Origin of the sequence: Streptomyces sp. NPDC019531 (assembly GCF_044903305.1) — a bacterium.
In the GTDB taxonomy this organism is placed as follows: Bacteria; Actinomycetota; Actinomycetes; order Streptomycetales; family Streptomycetaceae; genus Streptomyces.
On sequence record NZ_JBJDQL010000001.1, the window covers coordinates 437052 to 453677 of the forward strand.

At 69.5% G+C, this 16626-nt stretch carries 14 protein-coding genes; 7 read left to right on the plus strand and 7 right to left on the minus strand.

The window, feature by feature from the left end:
- Positions 1-121: 121 nt before the first annotated feature.
- Positions 122-1945, minus strand: coding sequence for a phosphoenolpyruvate carboxykinase (GTP) (locus ACI2L1_RS02045; protein ID WP_404737366.1), 1824 nt, complete (start codon positions 1943-1945; stop codon positions 122-124).
- Between the two features lie 339 nt (positions 1946-2284).
- Here ACI2L1_RS02045 and ACI2L1_RS02050 point away from each other — a divergent pair, with 339 nt between their 5' ends.
- From ACI2L1_RS02050 to ACI2L1_RS02065, 4 genes are all read left to right on the plus strand, one after another.
- Positions 2285-2998, plus strand: coding sequence for a hemolysin III family protein (locus ACI2L1_RS02050; protein WP_404737367.1), 714 nt, complete (start codon positions 2285-2287; stop codon positions 2996-2998).
- A 141-nt stretch (positions 2999-3139) separates the two neighbouring features.
- A complete protein-coding gene (locus ACI2L1_RS02055; protein WP_404737368.1) occupies positions 3140-4678 on the plus strand; it encodes an MFS transporter in 1539 nt (512 codons plus the stop codon).
- Positions 4679-4689: 11 nt separating this feature from the next.
- Positions 4690-5316 carry a TetR/AcrR family transcriptional regulator gene (locus ACI2L1_RS02060; RefSeq protein WP_404737369.1) on the plus strand — a complete coding sequence of 209 codons (627 nt, stop codon included), beginning with the start codon at positions 4690-4692 and terminating at the stop codon, positions 5314-5316.
- A 33-nt stretch (positions 5317-5349) separates the two neighbouring features.
- Entirely contained in the window at positions 5350-6081 is a 732-nt protein-coding gene (locus tag ACI2L1_RS02065) for a Mut7-C RNAse domain-containing protein (RefSeq protein ID WP_404737370.1), read from the plus strand.
- A 45-nt stretch (positions 6082-6126) separates the two neighbouring features.
- Here the strand turns inward: ACI2L1_RS02065 and ACI2L1_RS02070 are convergent, their stop codons facing one another.
- Positions 6127-8157 carry a thioredoxin domain-containing protein gene (locus tag ACI2L1_RS02070; RefSeq protein ID WP_404737371.1) on the minus strand — a complete coding sequence of 677 codons (2031 nt, stop codon included), beginning with the start codon at positions 8155-8157 and terminating at the stop codon, positions 6127-6129.
- 30 nt (positions 8158-8187) lie between these two features.
- Entirely contained in the window at positions 8188-8823 is a 636-nt protein-coding gene (locus tag ACI2L1_RS02075) for a hypothetical protein (protein WP_404737372.1), read from the minus strand.
- Positions 8824-8994: 171 nt separating this feature from the next.
- On the opposite strand from ACI2L1_RS02075, the gene ACI2L1_RS02080 reads away from it, so the two are divergent.
- Positions 8995-12195, plus strand: coding sequence for a tetratricopeptide repeat protein (locus ACI2L1_RS02080; RefSeq protein ID WP_404737373.1), 3201 nt, complete (start codon positions 8995-8997; stop codon positions 12193-12195).
- Between the two features lie 139 nt (positions 12196-12334).
- Here the strand turns inward: ACI2L1_RS02080 and ACI2L1_RS02085 are convergent, their stop codons facing one another.
- Positions 12335-12595 (minus strand): hypothetical protein, encoded by a 261-nt coding sequence (locus ACI2L1_RS02085; RefSeq protein ID WP_404737374.1) that lies wholly within the window; start codon positions 12593-12595, stop codon positions 12335-12337.
- Positions 12588-13448, minus strand: a complete 861-nt coding sequence (gene mca, locus ACI2L1_RS02090) for a mycothiol conjugate amidase Mca (protein ID WP_404737419.1) — start codon at positions 13446-13448, stop codon at positions 12588-12590. The genes ACI2L1_RS02085 and mca overlap by 8 nt, the downstream gene beginning before the upstream one ends.
- Before the next feature lie 137 nt (positions 13449-13585).
- Here mca and ACI2L1_RS02095 point away from each other — a divergent pair, with 137 nt between their 5' ends.
- Together ACI2L1_RS02095 and greA are read left to right on the plus strand one after the other, a co-directional pair.
- On the plus strand, positions 13586-13984 hold the full coding sequence (locus ACI2L1_RS02095) for a DUF4307 domain-containing protein (protein ID WP_404737375.1): 399 nt from the start codon (positions 13586-13588) through the stop codon (positions 13982-13984).
- A 168-nt stretch (positions 13985-14152) separates the two neighbouring features.
- Positions 14153-14653 carry a transcription elongation factor GreA gene (gene greA, locus ACI2L1_RS02100; RefSeq protein ID WP_404737376.1) on the plus strand — a complete coding sequence of 167 codons (501 nt, stop codon included), beginning with the start codon at positions 14153-14155 and terminating at the stop codon, positions 14651-14653.
- A 65-nt stretch (positions 14654-14718) separates the two neighbouring features.
- Here greA and ACI2L1_RS02105 read toward each other — a convergent pair whose 3' ends face one another.
- Both ACI2L1_RS02105 and ACI2L1_RS02110 read right to left on the minus strand, forming a co-directional pair.
- Positions 14719-15516 (minus strand): ABC transporter permease, encoded by a 798-nt coding sequence (locus ACI2L1_RS02105; RefSeq protein WP_404737420.1) that lies wholly within the window; start codon positions 15514-15516, stop codon positions 14719-14721.
- 5 nt (positions 15517-15521) lie between these two features.
- The gene (locus ACI2L1_RS02110) at positions 15522-16499 is read right to left on the minus strand and encodes an ATP-binding cassette domain-containing protein (protein WP_404737377.1); all 978 of its coding nucleotides are present in this window, start codon (positions 16497-16499) and stop codon (positions 15522-15524) included.
- Between the last annotated feature and the right edge of the window lie 127 nt (positions 16500-16626).

The following is a 16626-nucleotide window of genomic DNA, read 5'->3' on the forward strand; positions in this document are numbered from 1 at the left end:
CACGCCCCGCACGCCATTGTGCGGGGCCGGTTCGTGACTAGTGCCGCCACCCTTGGCCGGCCCGTGACGATCACGGGTCAGGGCTCCCATCGGGGCCGGCCGCGGGGGTTTTCGGGGGGCGTCAGCCCAGGCGCTGCACCAGCGCGTGGTACTCGTCCCACAGTTCCTTCGGCGTGTGGTCGCCGAAGGTGTTGAGGTGCTCGGGAACGAGGGAGGCCTCCTCCCGCCACACCTCCTTGTCGACGGTGAGCAGGAACTCCAGGTCGGTGTCGGCCAGTTCGAGGCCCTCGGTGTCGAGCGCGGCGGTCGTCGGCAGCACACCGATCGGCGTCTCCACGCCCTCCGCCTTGCCCTCAAGCCGCTCCACGATCCACTTCAGGACGCGGCTGTTCTCACCGAACCCGGGCCAGACGAACTTGCCCTCGTCGTTCTTGCGGAACCAGTTGACGTAGTAGATCTTCGGGAGTTTCGCCTGGTCCCTGCCCTTGGCGACGTCGACCCAGTGGCCCATGTAGTCGCCCATGTTGTAGCCGCAGAACGGCAGCATGGCGAAGGGGTCGCGGCGCAGCTCACCGACCTTGCCCTCGGCGGCGGCGGTCTTCTCGGAGGCCACGTTGGCGCCGAGGAAGACGCCGTGGTTCCAGTCGAAGGACTCCGTCACCAGCGGTACGGCGCTGGCGCGGCGCCCGCCGAAGAGGATCGCCGAGATCGGCACGCCCTTGGGGTCCTCCCACTCGGGCGCGATGATCGGGCACTGCGCGGCGGGGGTGGTGAAGCGGGCGTTGGGGTGGGCGGCCGGCGTCTCGGACTCCGGAGTCCAGTCGTTGCCCTTCCAGTCGGTGAGGTGCGCCGGGGTCTCCTCCGTCATCCCCTCCCACCAGATGTCGTTGTCGTCGGTGAGGGCGACGTTGGTGAAGACGGAGTTGCCCCACAGCGTCTTCATCGCGTTGGCGTTGGTGTGCTCACCGGTGCCGGGCGCGACGCCGAAGAAGCCGGCCTCGGGGTTGATGGCGTGGAGACGGCCGTCCTCGCCGAACCGCATCCAGGCGATGTCGTCGCCGATGGTCTCGACGGTCCAGCCGGATATCGTCGGCTCCAGCATGGCGAGGTTGGTCTTGCCGCAGGCGGACGGGAACGCGGCGGCGACGTACTTGGACTCACCCTGCGGCGGGGTGAGCTTGAGGATGAGCATGTGCTCGGCGAGCCAGCCCTCGTCGCGGGCCATCACCGACGCGATGCGCAGCGCGTAGCACTTCTTGCCCAGCAGGGCGTTGCCGCCGTACCCGGAGCCGTAGGACCAGATCTCGCGGGACTCCGGGAAGTGCGAGATGTACTTGGTGGAGTTGCACGGCCACGGGACGTCCGCCTCGCCCTCCGCGAGGGGCGCGCCGAGAGTGTGCACGGCCTTCACGAAGAAGCCGTCGGAGCCGAGCTCGTCGAGGACCGGCTGTCCCATGCGGGTCATCGTGCGCATGGAGACCGCGACATAGGCGGAGTCGGTGATCTCGACGCCGATCGCGGAGAGGTCCGAGCCGAGGGGGCCCATGCAGAACGGGACGACGTACATCGTCCGGCCCTTCATCGAGCCACGGAAGACGCCCTTCTCCCCGGCGAAGATGTCCCGCATCTCCCCCGGTGCCTTCCAGTGGTTCGTCGGCCCCGCGTCCTCCTCCTTCTCCGAGCAGATGAAGGTGCGGTCCTCGACGCGCGCGACGTCGGTCGGGTCGGAGGCCGCGTAGTAGGAGTTGGGGCGCTTGATCGGATCGAGCTTCTTGAAAGTGCCCTTCGCCACGAGCTCCTCGCACAGGCGCTCGTACTCCGCTTCGGATCCGTCACACCAGACCACGCTGTCCGGCTGGGTCAGTTCGGCGATCTCGTTCACCCACGAGATCAGTTCCTTGTGCTGGGTGGGGATGACGGGGGGAGCCGCGATGTCGCGCGCCACGATTGCTCCTAGATGAGGGGTTTTTTGTTTGGAGGCCCCGTGGGGGCTGCGACCCGGATGCTTCTCGTGCCTTTTCGGTGGTGACCTTGGCGCTCATCCGGTGCCGACCGCACTCATTTGATCATCCGTCCATAGCGCCCATCTGTCCAGAGGGCGTCACAGGTGAGCGGAGTGAGGATCGCCACGCCCTCTTTGCCCACAGCGCGTTTATTTGCGTGCACGTAGCGTTCAGCTGACCGTCTCTTTACTGGTCAACTCCCGTGAGATGATGGCCACTCTTCGCCGTTCCCCATCCCGCACTCATGCGTAACTTACGGTTCCGTAGGTACGATGCCGGGCATGACGCCGCCCGCCCACGACGCCGAAGCACCCTCCCTGCCGCACCAGATCAAGCAGCACGCCCAGCAGCTCGCCGAGCCGATCAAGCCGAAGCTGCGCGGCTGGCTGCATCTGGGCATGTTTCCGGCCGTTCTCATCGCAGGTCTGGTCCTCACCGCCCTCGCCGACTCCGCCAGAGGCCGCATCGCCTGCGGGATCTTCGCCCTCACGGCCTGCCTGCTCTTCGGCGTCAGCGCGCTGTACCACCGGGGCAACTGGAACCCCCGCATGGACGGCATCCTGCGACGGCTGGATCACGCCAACATCTTCCTGATCATCGCCGGCACCTACACCCCGCTGACGATGCTGCTCCTGCCGGGAGGCAAGGGACAGTGGCTGCTGTGGGGCATCTGGGGCGCCGCGCTCGCCGGCATCGTCTTCCGGGTCTTCTGGGTCGGCGCCCCGCGCTGGCTCTACACCCCCTGCTACATCGCGATGGGCTGGGCGGCCGTCTTCTTCCTGCCGGACTTCATGCGCACGGGCGGCATCGCGGTCCTGGTCCTGGTCGTCGTCGGGGGCCTCCTCTACAGCGCGGGCGGCGTGATCTACGGCATCAAGCGGCCGAACCCGTCACCGCGCTGGTTCGGCTTCCACGAGGTGTTCCACTCGCTCACGCTCGCCGCGTTCGTCGTTCACTACGTCGGCATCTCGCTGGTGGCGTACCAGCACGGATAGCCCCTTTCCGCACCCTTCGAGGGCCACGGCTTCGAGCCGTGGCCCTTTTTGCATGCAGATGTTGCATGCCGATGGTGCATGCAGATGTTGCATGGCGAAACCGATTGACAGCAACCATCTTTTGAGAGCTACTCTCATTTCATGGAAACCATCACTCCGGACCCCCGACGCTGGTGGGCCCTGTCCGCCCTCGTCGCGAGCATGCTGACGCTCGGCTTCGACCTGACGATCCTCAACGTGGCGCTGCCGACCATGGCCGCCGACCTCGACGCCGGCACCGGCGCCCAGCAGTGGATGGCGGACGCCTACGTCATCGTCTTCGCGGCGCTGATGCTCCCGGCGGGCCTGCTCGGCGACCGGTTCGGACGCCGCCGGATGCTGATCGCCGGGCTCGGCATCTTCCTCGCCGGATCACTGGTGGGCGCCCTGGCCGGCGACGTGAACGCGGTGATCGCCGCCCGCGCGGTCATGGGCGTCGGCGGCGCCCTGGTCACCCCGCTCGCGCTCTCCGTACTGCCCACGCTGTTCGCCCCCGACGAGCGCACCAAGGCCGTCGGCATCGTCTCCGCCGCCTCCGCGCTCGGCCTGCCGCTCGGCCCGATCATCGGCGGCTGGCTGCTGAACCACTTCTGGTGGGGCTCGGTCTTCCTGGTCAACGTCCCGATGGCCGCGATCGGCATCGCCGCCTGCGTCTTCCTCCTCCCCGAGACCCGCGATCCCTCCTCCCCCAGGGTCGACACCTTCTCCACCGCGTTCACGGTCACCGGCCTCGGCGCCCTGGTGTACGCGATCATCGAGGCGCCCACCCGAGGCTGGGGCGACCCGCTGGTGCTGGGCATGCTGGCGGCGTCCGTCGTCCTGATCGCCGGTCTGGTGCTGCGCGAACGCCGGGTCGAACGGCCCATGCTCGACATGACCCTGCTCACCCACCGCGGCTTCCTCTTCAACACGATCGCCGCGACCCTGGTCAACTTCATCCTGTCCGGCCTGCTGTTCGTGCTGCCGCCCTTCCTCCAGGCCGTCCTCGGCCACGACGCCCTCGGCACCGGCGTCCGGCTGCTGCCGATGATGGGCGGACTGCTGGTCGCCTCCCGCCTCGCCCCGAAGGCCGTCGCCCGCTTCGGCGCCCGCGCCGCGGTGAGCGCGGGCCTGGTGGTGCTGGCCTTCGCCGGGCTCCTGGGCAGCCGTACTACAGTGGACTCCGGCTACGGATTCGTCGCGCTGTGGCTCTCCCTCACCGGCTTCGGCTTCGGCCTCTCCCTCATCCCCGCCATGAACGGCGGCCTCAGTGCCCTGCCCCGCGACCGTGCCGGCAGCGGCTCCGGACTCCTGATGACCATGCGCCAGGTCGGCGGCGCGATCGGCATCGCCCTGCTCGGCAGCCTGCTCTCCAGCACCTTCCGTGACCGCCTCGACGTCTCCGGGCTGCCCGCACCGGCCGCCGACACCGCCGGGGAGTCCGTGGTCGCCGCCCACCTCGTCGCCCAGCGCACCGACTCGGCCGACCTGCTGACCTCCGCGAACAGCGCATACGTCCACGGCATGGGCGTCGTCCTGCTGGTCTGCGGGATCGCGGCCCTCGTAGCGGCACTGCTCGCGGCCGCGTTCCTGCCGGGCACACCCCGCCCGACCGAGACCTCCACGGACCCGGACATGGCTGCCGAGGAGGCCCATGCCTGAGAATGGCACCCATGACGCCCGTACACTCCTCTCCCCCCGCTGACGTCTCCCAGCTGGGACTTCGCGAACGGAAGAAGATCAAGACCCGGACGGCGATCCGCGACGCGACGTACGCGCTGATCGAGGAACAGGGCTACGACGCCACCACGGTCGAGCAGATCGCCGAGCGCGCCGAGGTCTCGCCGTCCACGGTCTTCCGCTACTTCCCGACCAAGGAGGACATCGTCCTCACGGACGAGTACGACCCCGTCATGCTGGAGGAGCTGCGCGCCCGGCCGGCGGACGAGCCGTGGATGGAGTCCGTGCGGCACATCCTGCACCGGGCCCTCGACCTCTCCGACGTGGACGTCGAGATCACCCGGCTGCGCGCCCATCTGATGATCCAGGTACCGGCGGTGCGCGCCCGCATGATGGAGAGCATGTCCGTCACCGGCCGGCTGCTCGCCGGGGCGATCGCCGAACGCACCGGCCGGGACGCGGACGACCTGGAGGTACGGGTCCACACGATGTCCCTGATCGGCGGTCTCACCGAGATCTACCAGTACTGGGCGGAGAACGGCATGCAGGACGACCTGCACGGCCTCCTCGACCGCGCCCTGCGCGTCCTGGAACACGGGCTCCCCCCGAAAAAGCCCTGAGACCACCGCATGTCCGCATGCCATCCTGACCCGGTGAGCGCACCCGAGATCCACGTCGAATTCGCCCCCGAGCTGGCCCTGTTCGTCCCGCACGGACGCCGCCGCGGCGCCACCCCGGTCACCACCGACGGCGCCTCCTCCCTCGGCCATGTCGTGGAGTCACTCGGCGTCCCGCTCACCGAGGTCGGGGCACTGCTGGTCGGCGGCCGCGAGGTGCCGAGGTCGTACGTCCCCTCCGCGGGCGACGCCGTGGACGTCCACCCCGTCGCACGCCCCCAACAGGTCCCCGGCGCCCCGCTCCGCTTCCTCCTCGACGTCCACCTCGGCACCCTCGCCCGCCGCCTGCGCCTCCTCGGCGTCGACACGGCCTACGAGTCCACGGACATCGGCGACCCGGCCCTCGCCGCCCGCTCGGCGGCCGAGAAACGGGTCATGCTCAGCCGCGACCGAGGCCTCCTGCACCGCCGAGAGCTCTGGGCGGGCGCCTTCGTCTACAGCACCCGCCCCGAGGACCAACTCCACGACATCCTGGACCGCTTCCGCCCCGACCTACGCCCCTGGACCCGCTGCACCGCCTGCAACGGCCTGCTGCACGAGGCCACCAAGGAGCAGGTGGCGGACCGGCTGGAGGGCGGCACGGAACGGTCGTACGACGTCTTCGCCCAGTGCGAGGAGTGCGGCCGCGCCTACTGGAAGGGCGCGCACCACGAACAGCTGGCGACCATCGTGGAGAGCGTCCTGGCCGAGTTCGCGCCTCCGACCTAGGGGCGCCGGGAACTGCGCGCCCAGCCCCCACCCGGCCGCACCCGCTCAACCCCCCAATGCCACCCGCAACGCATCGGCGTCAGTGGTCGGCGCATCACACGTGAAGTGCCGACAGACATAGGCGGTAGGCGCACCCCCGACCAGCACCCGATCGGCAAGCAACGGAAGTTCATCACTGTCCGGCGTCCCTACGGCGACAACAGCCCCCGGCGCGTTCCCCAGAAGCGCCGTACGGTGCAGAACCCTCGTGCCGGCGTCGGTCAGCGACGGCCCCACGACCGCAACCTCCCTCGGCCCGTCCAGGAACGCCTCCGCCACCGCAAGCCCCCACCCGATGAACCGCGGCACCCGAGGCCCGAGCGCCTTCACGACTCCCAGTGCCTTCTCCGCGGCGGTGCGATACGGCTCGGCACCGGTCTGCGCGGCGTAACTCAGCAGCGCGCCCGCCGCGGCCGTCCACCCGGAGGGCACCGCGTTGTCGGTCGGATCCTGCGGCCGCCGGATCAGCCGCTCGGCATCCGCGGCGGTGTCGTACAGCGCCCCCTCCTCCCCGGTGAACCGGGTCAGCACATGGTCGAGCAGGAACCCGGCGAAGTCGAGCCAGACCCCCTCCCCGGTCACGGACGCGAGCGCGAGGAAGCCCTCCGCGACATCGGCGTAGTCCTCCAGCACCCCGGCGTTGGCACCGACTTGACCGTCCTTGCTGGTACGGGACAGACGCGCCTGCTCGTCCAGATGCAGCCGTACGAGAAGATCGGCGGCCCCGAGCGCGGCCTCCACCAGGTCAGGACGGTCGAAGTACGCGCCGGTCTCGGCGAGCGCGGCGATCGCGAGCCCGTTCCAGGCGGCGACGACCTTGTCGTCCCGACCGGGGGCAGGGCGCTCCGCGCGCGCGTCGAGCAGCCGCCGCCTGATCGACTCGACCTTCTCGGCGTCGAACACCGTGTCCTGCTGCGGAAGTTGGAGAACGGACTGGCCGTGCTCGAAGGTGCCCTCCTCCGTGACACCGAAGTACTGGGCGGCGAGGTCCCCGTCCTGCTCCCCGAGCACCTCGCGCAACTGCTCCGGCGTCCACACGTAGTACGCGCCCTCGACATGCTTGCCGGTGCCGTCGTCACTGTCGGCATCCAGGGCGGAGGCGAACCCGCCTTCGTTGGTGCGCAGTTCACGGACCATGAAGTCGGCGGTGTCGAGCGCCACCCGGCGGGCGAGTTCGGAGCCGGTGGTCCGCCAGAGGTGCGCGTAGACGCGGCACAGCAGGGCGTTGTCATAGAGCATCTTCTCGAAGTGCGGCACGATCCAGTCGCGGTCCACGGAGTAGCGGGCGAAGCCGCCGCCGAGCTGGTCGTGGATGCCGCCGCGGGCCATCCGCTCGCAGGTGTCCTGGGCCATCTGGAGGGCGCCGTCGGAACCGGTGCGGGCGTGATGCCTGAGCAGGAACTCGACGACCATGGACGGCGGGAACTTCGGCGCGCCGCCGAATCCACCGCGCTGCGGGTCGTACTCCCTCGTCAGCCCGAGGAGGGCCGCGGCGAGCTGTTCCTCGCCGGGCGCCTGCGCGTCGCCGTAGGAGATCTCCCGTCCGGCGAGATCCCGCACGATCTTCCCGGCGACCTCGGCGACCTCGTCCCGCCGGTCGGTCCAGGCGGTGCGGACGCCCTCAAGGACCTGCCGGAACGAGGGCATGCCCTGGCGTGGCGCGGGCGGGAAATACGTCCCGAAGTAGAAGGGCTCGGCCTCCGGCGTGAGGAACACCGTCATGGGCCAGCCGCCCTGCCCGGTGGCGGCCTGCACGGCCTCCATGTAGACGGCGTCAACATCGGGGCGTTCCTCACGGTCGACCTTGACGCTGACGAAGTGGGCATTGAGGAAATCCGCGGTCGCCTGGTCCTCAAATGACTCGGAAGCCATGACATGGCACCAGTGACAGCTGGAATATCCGACGCTCAGCAGAACGGGCTTGTTCGCCTTCCGCGCCTCCTCGAAGGCCTCGGCCGACCAGGGCCACCAGTCGACCGGGTTGTCGGCGTGCTGGAGGAGGTAGGGGGACGTCTCGTGGGCCAGTCGGTTCGGCATGGGGTCCATCCTGCCGCAGTACCCTGCGGGTCAGACGTCAGGCGTCTCCCATACGGTGACCTTGAATTTCGCCGTACCGCGGCCATTGGCGGCGGAGACGACGCTCAGATAGGCCGTGCGGCCCTCGGGTGTCGTGAGGCAGAAGCGGGCGCCCCTGGTCGCCGTGCTGGTGTAGGTGCCGCTCTTCTCGACCGCGTCGAAGCACTGGGCCTCGGTGGGCGTGATGCCTTCGGCCAGCGAGGCCAGGGTGTTCGCGGAGTCCGGGGTGTACAGCGTCGGGGCGCCGCTGGTCGTGCTGACCGTGAGGTCGTTGCTCTGGGGCTCGCTGTCCGTGACGACCGGCGCGGTCGAGTCCAGGTCGACGTACCGCATGCCGCCCTCGGTCAGATCGACGTCGAAGGTGACCGGCCCATAGCGGACCTTGGCCGCCGTCGCGGTCGGTGAAGGCGACACTTCCTGATCCGAATGGGTGGAGGCGGTCGACCGCGTGGGCGCCGGCTGCACGTTCTTGTCGCTCTCGTCGTCCGACGAACCCGACTGGCTCAACAGGATGGTGATGAGCACTCCCACCAGCGGGACCACGATCCCGACCACCCACCAGGCCCAGCGCGGCTGCTGGTGAGGCACCTGCGGCGGACCCGTCGGCGCGGTGTTCTCCCCGGTCATGCGCTCCCCGTCTCCCCGTGCTTGTCTGCGATCACGATAGCCACACAGCCACCCCACAACCCCGATTCACCAACCCTTCACGAGGACACGGCGCCCCCGCCCTCTCGCCCCGATGACCCGTACGCAGCACACTTGACCAAGAAAGCCGTTGCAGCCGGAGGGGGAAGTGACATGCGGGACAGCCATCGGGCGGAAGCCGAAGGGCTGTTGGCCCGGGCCGTGGAGGAGGAGGTACGGCGTTCGGGCGGGCGGACCGACGGCGCCGTGCTGCTGTCCCGGGCCCGGGGATCGCTGGACGCGATGGCGCAGACGGCCGCGGAGGAGTACGAGGCCTACACACACGCGCTCGACGAGGCACAGGCCGGTCAACTCACCTTCAGGCAGCGGTACTCCAAGGAGGCGTCCGGAACTCCCCTGCTGGTGGCCGGAGTCGCCGCGCTCGCTGCCGCCGTGGCCGACCTCGCTCTCGGCACCGACACGGGCACGGCCCTCGGCGCGGGCGTGGCCGTAGGGGTCGTGGGTGCGGCTGCGACGGTGGTGAAGGTGGCCGGTTCGCATCTGCCGGCCGCGCACCACCGGGCGGGCGCGTTCGGCCAGCCCGGCGGCCCGGAACAGCTGAGGCTCCAGTGGCTGACGGCCTTGGAGGTACGGGGCATCCGTCCCTTCCTCGACCAGCAGCGGGTGCTGAGCGCGTCCACCGGCCCGAAGAAACCGGGGCCACGGCTGCGCGGCACGGACAAGAGCGCGGCGGCCCGCGGAAGAAGCGTGCTGGAGCAGTCGTTCGGCCAGCTTCCCGAGCCTGTCGGTGAGTTCGCGGACCGGCGGACCGAGATGGGCCGGATCCGGCAGTGGGTGCAGGCCTCGCGCGCGACCACCGAGACCCGTCCCACGGTGGTCGTGCTGCACGGACCGCCCGGCAGCGGCCGTACGGCACTCGCGGTCCGGGCGGCCCACGACCTGAAGGACCACTTCCGCGGCGCGTGTGTGGTGGACCTGCGCGGCGACAGCCCGGAGGAGTCCCCGCTCTCCACCCGGGACGCGCTGCTGCACCTGCTGAACCGGCTCGGCGCCCCGCGCGAGCAGCTGCTGTTCCGTGAGCGTTCCTCCCCGGACCAGCAGGTCAAACGCCTGACCGAGCTGTACCACCAGCATCTGACCGGCCTGCCGGTGACGATCGTGCTGGACGACGCCTCGGACGCCGGACAGGTCCGCACCCTGGTCCCCGAGCGTTCCGACAGCCTGGTCCTGGTCACCGCGCGCGGGCCGCTCGACCTGCCGACGGACCTCGCAGCCCGGGTGCACGAACTCCCGGTCGTCCCTCTGGACGCGGCGGGCGCGGAGGAGCTCCTTGACGCTGCGGCCCAGTCGGCCACAGGTCCGTACGACGCCCAATCCTCCGATCTCATCAGGGAGTTGTGCGGCGGGCTGCCCCTCGCCCTGCGGATAGCGGGCTCGTCCCTCGGCCCCCGCTCCCCGCGCCAACTGGCCACGGATCTCGGCGCGTACGGTCCGGTCGAACCCGTCGAGCGGGTCCTCTGGCTCCGTTACACCGACCAGTCGGACCCGGCCCGCAGGCTCCTGCGCCGGCTCGCACTGGCCGGCCGGGCCTCCCTCGGCGCCGCGGCGGCCGCCGCGCTGCTGGCCACCGACGAGACGGAGGCGACCCGGCACCTGGTCGCCCTGACCCGCGCGGGCCTGATCGACCACGTCCGCGGCAGCCGTTACCGGGTCCACGACGTGGTCCGTGCCTTCGCCCAGGCCAGGCTGCTCGACGAGGAGGAACCGGCCGAGCGCACGGCCGCGCAGGAACGGCTCATCGTCAACTACGCCGACCTCGCCGACTCCGTGCTGCGCCTGGTGGACGGCAACATGTCGACCCGCTCGGACCGCTTCAGCCCGCACGGCTTCACCTCCCTCGACGAGGCGCTGCGCTGGCTGGACGACGAGTCGAGCTTCATCACGGCGGCGCTGAGGCACGCGGAGGGCGTCAACCAGGGGGCGGTCCTCAACCTCCTGGGCGCGCTCTGCGACTACTGCCTGCTGCGCGGCGACCTCTACCGCCTGGGCGAGATCAGCGAGTTGGCGCAGGCCGTGGACCAGGGGCTGCTGGTTCGCTCGGTGCAGTGGCGTACCGGCATCGCCGCCCGCCAACTCGGCGAACTGGACAAGGCACGCACCACGTTGGCCTCGGTGGTCGACCTGTACAGGGAGGCCCATCACGACGCGGGTGCGGCACGGGCGTTGTGCTCCCTGGGCATCACGCTCCACCATCAGGGCCATCTGACGGAGGCGGCGGCGAAGCTGGAGGAGGCCCTGCGGCTCCAGTCGGTCCCCGAACTCGCCACGGACCGCGGCTGGACGATGCACGCCCTGGCGGCGGTCGAACGCGACCGCGGCCGCGTGGCCGAGTCCCTGGACCTCCTCACCCGCTCCCTGGCCCTGCACCGCGCCGGCGAATCCGTCCACGGCGAGGCCTGGGCCCACTTCCAGCTCGGCCAACTGGCCCTGCGGATGGGCGACATACCGCAAGCGGAGACGGAACTGCGCACAGCCCTCGACCTGTACGGCCGTACCCGCGACGCCCGGGGCGAGGCGTGGGCCCTCACCCAGCTGGCCCGGGCCCGTCTGGTGGCCGGCGATCCGTCGGCGGCGGTGGACGGCCTGCGCCAGGCGGCCTCGCGCCACCGCGACAGCGAGGACGCCCGGGGTGAGGCGTGGACGGTGTACTACCTGGGCCAGGCGCTGGAGGAGACCGGCAACCTGGACCTCGCGGTCCGCGAGCTGGAACGCTCGCGCACGATGTTCTCCCGTATGCGGGACGTCTACGGCCTGGCCTGCGCCCGCCACCACTCGGCCCGCGTCACCCGCGACCAACGCGCCGCCCAGACGGGCTCGTTGCGCAACTCGGGCTTCGCCAGGCAGTTGCTGGTGGATGCCCGCGCCGACTTCCAGCGCATCGGTGTGGCGCACGGCGAAGCCTGGACCTGCCTCGAACTGGCAGTGGTGGACGCGGGCAACGGCCGCACTCCCCAGGCCCTGGCCCTGTGCGACGAGGCGATCACTCTCTTCGCCTCCTACGGCGACCAACGGGGCGAGGACTGGGCCCGCTTCCTGCGCTGCACGTTGCTGCCGTATGCGGCGGCGGGTGGGGTGGAGGTGGGGTCGGCGGTGGCGCAGGAGGAGCTCGCGGAGCTCGGCCGACGCGGCCATGCCACCCGGGACACGAAGCTGGACGACTACGTGGAGGCGTACGCCCTGCTGCTGGAACGGGGCGTGAACCTGGAGGCGGGCTGGCAGGCCTGGCGCCTGGGGATGGTGCCCAACCGGCACGCCCGTGAGGTCATGGGGGTGGCGGCCACTGCGGCACGCTGAAGCCCGGGCCTGCGGGCCGGTCCGGGGCCGGGCATGGCGTACCGCCACCGCCACCATCGGGCCGGTCGTCTCGACGTACGCGTGGCACGACGACCGGGCCGGCAGCCACTGTTCCGAGCCGAGCGGAACGACCCCGGGTTCAGCCCTTGGCGGGCGAGCCCTTGCCGGACGGGCTCTCGGCGGTCTCCTTGCCGGAGGCACCCTCGCCCTCGGACTCCTCGAACTTGACCTTGCCCATGTGCTTGCTCATGGACTTCATCAGGGCCCACACCGCCAGGGCCATCGCCGCGAAGACGATGAAGCCGAGGACGCCGGGGGTGACCTTGTCCTCGTCGACCTCCTTGGCGAGGGTCGCGAGGTGGGTCATTGCCAGGCTTGCGCTTGCGCTCATGTCAGACATTGTCTCGGATGCCCGCAAAGAGGTCGTCCTCGGGGAGGGAGGTATCGACGAGGGACTTCGCGAGCTCGTACTCCTCCGTGGGCCAGACGTCCTTCTGGAGGTCCAGCGGGACCTTGAACCAGCCGCCGTCGGGGTCGATCTGGGTGGCGTGCGCGATCAGGGCCTTGTCGCGGATCTCGTAGAACTCGGCGCACGGAATGTGCGTGGTCAGGGTGCGGTCGCGGATCGGGGACTCGTCCCAGCGCTTGAGCCAGTCCCCGTACGGCGACTCCAGGCCCCGCTCGATCAGCGCGTGGTGCAGCGCCTCGGTGCGCGGGCGGTTGAAGCCCTGGTTGTAGTACAGCTTCCGCGGCTGGTACGCCGGGCCGTACTCGGACTCGGGGAACTTCTCGGTGTCCGCCGCGCCCTCGAACGCCACCATCGAGATCTTGTGGGTCATGATGTGGTCGGGGTGCGGGTACCCGCCGTTCTCGTCGTAGGTGGTAATCACCTGGGGACGGAAGGAGCGGATCTGCTTCACCAGCTCACCGGCCGCCTTGTCGACGTCCTCCAGGGCGAAGCAGCCCTCGGGGAGCGGCGGCAGCGGGTCGCCCTCGGGCAGGCCGGAATCGACGAAGCCGAGCCACTCCTGCTTGACGCCCAGGATCTCGCGGGCCTCGTCCATCTCCTTCTTGCGTACCTCGTGGACGTGCTCCTCGATGTACTTGTCATGCTGAAGCTTGGGATTGAGGATGGAGCCGCGCTCCCCGCCCGTGCAGGTCACGACCAGCACGTCCACCCCCTCGGACACGTACTTGGCCATGGTGGCCGCGCCCTTGCTCGACTCGTCGTCGGGGTGGGCGTGCACGGCCATCAGTCGCAGCTGGTCAGTCAAGACTCGATCCTCATATGTCGGCGCCCCCGGTGTCTTCGGGTGCGAACGGCGGCTTCTATAGTGACCGAATCGGGGGGCGATTAATTCCACGGCCTTGGTTTCCCAGGGAGACGATCATGAGTACGGCGAGCACACGGCTGCCCGAGGGCCGCTACGGCCGCTCCTCGGACGAGCGCGCCGACCACAAACTCAAGATCGCCGGTGCCGTGCTCGGTGCCCTGCTGCTCGCACTGATCGGTTACTTCGCCTACCACTACGTCGGCCAGAACAAGATCAGCGGCGAGGTGATCGCCTTTGACGCGAAGGCCTCCGCGGTGGAGGTGCACCTGGAGGTCCGCAAGGACTCCGGCGCCTCGGGCTACTGCACGATCCGCTCCCAGGCCGCGGACGGTGCCGAGGTGGGCCGGGCCGACTTCCGCTTCGGGGGCGACGCCACCCGCATCGACAAGGTCGTCACACTCCGTACGACGGCCCTGGGCACCACCGCCGAGCTGCTGGGCTGTCACGCCGACTGACGTCACCTTCGATACGTATCCGCTGACCTGCGTCGACGTATTTCTGATGGCTTATGTCCTCCCCCTTCGGCCACTGAATTGTTAGGCTCGTGGTTTCGCCCATCCGTGAAGGAACATTCTTCTGGGTAGGGCGATGCTTTGTATTCCCAGTACCTACGAGGAGCACCTGTGACCCAGACCAGCGAAGACGTCACCTGGCTGACCCAGGAGGCGTACACCAAGCTCAAGGAAGAGCTGGCGTACCTGTCTGGTCCCGCGCGCGAGGAAGTCACCGCGAAGATCGCGGCCGCGCGCGAGGAGGGCGACCTGCGCGAGAACGGCGGGTACCACGCGGCCAAGGAAGAGCAGGGCAAGCAGGAGCTCCGCATCCGCCAGCTGACCCAGCTCCTGGAGAAGGCCAAGGTCGGCGAGGCCCCGGCGTCCGCCGACGGTGCGGTGGCGCCCGGCATGGTCGTGACGATCGCCTTCGACGGTGACGAGGACGACACCATGACCTTCCTGCTCGCCTCGCGCGAGTACGCGAGCGCGGACATCGAGACCTACTCGCCGCAGTCCCCGCTCGGCTCCGGCGTCATCGGCCACAAGGTCGGCGAGGACGCGGAGTACGAACTGCCGAACGGCAAGAGGGCCTCCGTGACCATCCTCAAGGCCGAGCCCTACAACGGCTGACCCGGGTCGACCGTTCGTCCTTGACGGGCCCCCGGCGTCCTCGTGGCGCCGGGGGTCTCGTCATGTCATGCGGTGGCCGAGCGGTACTTGCGGACCGCGAGGGTCCTGAATATAACGATGATCAGGACCGAGTAGATCAGCGAGGCCCAGACCGGGTGTTGCATCGGCCACGCCCCGGACTGGGACAGCCCCGGGTCGCCGAAGAGCTGACGGGAGGCCTGCACGGTCGCGCTGAACGGGTTCCACTCGGCGACATGCCGCAGCCAGGGCGTCATCTGGCCGGTGTCCACGAAGGCGTTCGAGATGAACGTCACCGGGAACAGCCAGATCAGTCCTCCCGAGGTGGCCGCCTCCGGGGTGCGCACGGACAGGCCGATCAGCGCGCCGATCCAGGTGAAGGCGTAGCCCAGCAGGAGCAGCAGGCCGAAACCGCCCAGGATCTTCCCGAGGTTGGTCGGCTCCACGGAGCCGGGGCGCCAGCCCACGAGCAGCGCGACCAGGGCCAGGACCAGCAGGGTCAGGGCCGTCTGCACGAGGTCGGCGACGGTGCGGCCGGTGAGCACCGCGCCGCGTGCCATGGGCAGCGAGCGGAACCGGTCTATGAGCCCCTTGTGCATGTCGTCGGCGATGCCTGCACCGGCCCCCGCGGTCGCGAAGGTGACGGTCTGCGCGAAGATGCCCGCCATCAGGAAGTTCTTGTAGACGTCCGGGTCGGTGCTGTCGCCGATCTTCATCGAGCCGCCGAAGACGTACGTGAACAGGACCACGAACATGATGGGCTGGATCAGCCCGAACAAAATCATCTCGGGAATCCGGGTCATGCGGATCAGATTCCGTCGGGCGATGACCAGGGAATCGGTCATGGTGCTCACTTGGCGGCCTCCTGGTCGCTCTCCTCGTCCTTGACCTCGGCCGCGTGTCCTGTCAGGGACAGGAAGACGTCGTCGAGGGTGGGTCGGCGCAGGCCGATGTCGTCGATCTCGATGCCGCGGGTGTCGAGCTCGCGGATGACCTCGGCGAGCAGCTTCGCGCCGCCGGTCACGGGGACGGTGAGTTTGCGCATGTGGTCCTCGACCGTGGTCTCGCCCTTGCCGAAGCCGCGCAGTACCTCCGAGGCGGTCGGGATGTGCTCGCGCTCGTGCACCACGACCTCGACGCGCTCGCCACCGGTGCGGGCCTTGAGCTGGTCGGAGGTGCCCTTGGCGATCACATGGCCGTGGTCGACCACGGCGATCTCGTGGGCGAGGTGGTCGGCCTCTTCCAGGTACTGGGTGGTGAGCAACAGGGTGGTACCGCCGGAGACCAGTTGTTTGATCACCTCCCACAGCAGTTGGCGGTTGCGCGGGTCGAGGCCGGTCGTCGGCTCGTCCATGAACATCACGGGTGGTGAGACCACCAGGGCGGCCGCGAGGTCGAGTCGTCGGCGCATACCGCCGGAGTAGGTCTTGGCGGGGCGGTCGGCGGCGTCGGCGAGGTCGAACTTCTCGAGCAGCTCGGCGGCTCGGGCCTTCGCGGGCTGGGCCTTCATCTGGTACAGCCGGCCGACCATCTGCAGGTTCTCGCGGCCGGTGAGGTATTCGTCGACCGCCGCGAACTGGCCGGAGAGACCGATGGAGCGGCGCACCTTGTCGGGGTGCTTGAGTACGTCGATGCCCGCGACGACCGCGCGGCCGCTGTCAGGTTGCAGCAGGGTCGTCAGGCAGCGGACGGTCGTCGTCTTGCCCGCGCCGTTCGGTCCGAGGAGGCCCAGGACGGTGCCCTCCGGGACATCGAGGTCGACGCCGTCCAGAGCCTTTACGTCGCCGAAGGTCTTGACCAGGCCTTCGGCATAGATGGCGCCTGGCATATGAGTCTCCACGTCGTCGGGGATTCTTGGGAAAGCCTAGGTTTGTACGTTTTCTTCCGCCGTACGGACGGCGGGGCGATGAGCGGCACGAGACACACCATAACGCGATGTATCGCGTCTCTCAATG